Source organism: Streptomyces vastus (assembly GCF_039532825.1).
GTDB lineage: Bacteria > Actinomycetota > Actinomycetes > Streptomycetales > Streptomycetaceae > Streptomyces > Streptomyces vastus.
This window is the reverse complement of sequence record NZ_BAAASJ010000064.1, coordinates 1-1,400: the sequence shown is the minus strand read 5'-3', so window position 1 is coordinate 1,400 and position 1,400 is coordinate 1. Positions and strand designations below refer to the sequence as shown.

Annotated in this window: 1 protein-coding gene; it reads right to left on the bottom strand. The window is 68.9% G+C overall.

Annotation, left to right across the window (positions count from 1 at the left end; genetic code table 11):
- Positions 1-1,400, bottom strand: a 1,400-nt coding sequence (locus tag ABD357_RS25820; protein ID WP_344393310.1) for an IS1182 family transposase, incomplete at both ends; no start/stop codon positions are given.

The window sequence follows — 1,400 nt, the reverse complement described above, 5'->3', positions numbered from 1 at the left end:
TGGTGCGAGTTCGTGCGTGGGGTTGGTCGGTGAGCCAGGCGTTGATGCGGATGAGGTTGACGGCGGCGCCGGTGAGCTGGTGTTGGAGGCTGGTCTTGGCGAGGCCGCGGTAGCGGGATCTGCGCAGGCCGCAGGCTTGCACGGCTTGGGAGATGGTCCCTTCGACTCCGGCACGGATCTTGTAGCGGGCCTTCCAGCCGTCGGTTTCCTGGAGCATGCGGGCCTGTTGGAGGGCTTCGTATTCGTCGCGGGGTCGCAGGTTGATCTCCCGGCGCTGGGCTTGGGGAGAGTTGACGCAGGCCCGTAGCTGGGGGCAGGTGCGGCAGTCTGCCGGGGAGAAGCGGACCCGGATGGTCGGCAGTCCCTCTTCCGAGCGGCGTTGGTGCCATTGCGTGCTGGTCACCCCGGTCGGGCAGGTCACCTGCTGGTTGTCCCAGTCGATGGTGAAGGCGTCCTGCCCGTGGGTGGCGTCAGGGCGGGCATGGGGGACGGTCACGGATTTCATCGGTCCGTGCAGTTCGACTCGGTGATCACGGCGGGCGGCGACCAGGGCGCCGGAGCTGGTGTAGCCGGTGTCGACCCAGTGCTCGTCGGGCAGAAGGTCCCGCCTCGCGAGGCCGGCGTGCACGACAGCGGCCATCCTCTGGTCGGCGACGGCACCGACGGTCGTGGTCACGTTCGTGACCAGGTGCACGGCCCCGGGCTCGCAGGTCTCGGTGAGATGAACTTTGTAGCCGTCCCAGAAAATGTCGCGCTTGCCGCCGTTGCGGGCCTCGGTGTCATACGGGGTGACCAGGCGCATCGCGCCCGGCGGGCGGTCTTTTGGGTCCCGTCGTTGCACCTCGTCCTCCACCAGGTGGAAGTGCTGGACCCATACCTGCCGCAGTGTGTCGGCCTCCGGCAGTTCCCGCAGTGCCGGTGGTGCGTCGTCTGCCCAGATCATGCGCAGCAGGTGCATGCCGTCCGCGCCGATCCGGCGCCCCACTTCGACGCGTTTGGCCTGGGCCTTGGGGAAGCGGGAGTCCTCGATCCGGGTGGCGTAGTGCTTGAACCAGTCAGGCAGAACATGCGCGGTGGCCCAGGCCGGCTCGGCCTGGGCCACCGCGTTCAGTGCCGCCCGCAAGGTCTCGCCGACCTGCTCCAGCCAGTTCAGCTCCCGCGCCGAGGAGAGCACGTGTGTGGAGTCGGTCCGCGCTTTCCCACCCGAGGTGACCAACCCGCGATCGCGCGCCGCCGCCAAGATCGCATCCAGGACCCACCGCCCGGCATCCGCGCTGACCAGACGGTCCCTGAACTCTGAGAGCACCGAGAAGTCGAAGCCCGGATCGGTCAGCTCCAGCCCCAGCGCGAACTTCCAGTCGATCCTGGCCCGCACGGCCTCCGCGGCCTGCCGGTCGGTC